This is a genomic window from Mesorhizobium sp. P2_A8, assembly GCF_056404935.1.
This window is the reverse complement of record NZ_JBFUDB010000037.1, coordinates 1-565: the sequence shown is the minus strand read 5'-3', so window position 1 is coordinate 565 and position 565 is coordinate 1. Positions and strand designations below refer to the sequence as shown.

1 pseudogene is annotated in these 565 nt (G+C 46.5%); it reads right to left on the bottom strand.

Annotated elements, in window-relative coordinates:
* Window positions 1–274 (bottom strand): annotated as a pseudogene (locus AC1D10_RS35580) (transposase); the annotation flags it as partial.
* Window positions 275–565: the final 291 nt, after the last annotated feature.

Below are 565 nucleotides of genomic sequence, written 5' to 3'. Positions count from 1 at the left end.
CCTCTTCCCTTCGCCGCTTCAGTTTGGCGCTGGTGAAATTGCGGTCGCGGTTGTTGACTGTTTTGAATTTGCTACCATCGATGGCGACCAGATGTTCTCCGAACAATCCCAACTGCTGACACAGCACAACGATCTGTCGCCAGACGCCTCGGATGGCCTTGCTGTTGGTCTTGAAGTCGGGCATCAAACACCCGGTCAGCCACATCAGTTCGACGTTGCGTTGAGCTTCTCGCTCTAGCCGTCGTCTCGACTGGATGCGGTTGAGATAACCGTAGCTAGATCTTCAACAAGACCGAGGATAGCACGCAGACCGGCCAGTAAACATACGGCCCTAATGTGCCATATAATATTTCGACAATCTCTACTTCCCTGCACCGAGCAATTTTCCGCTCAAACATTCAATAAACAATCACTAATTAGTAAAGTACTGCTTTCCGCTGACTTATATAAATTTCAGAATTTTCTTATTTACACTACATAATCACCGACACTCAAAACAACAAACCTCATGCCTTTCTGAATTTTAAGAGAATTCCTATATGGATCGACCGCTTCACGCATTACA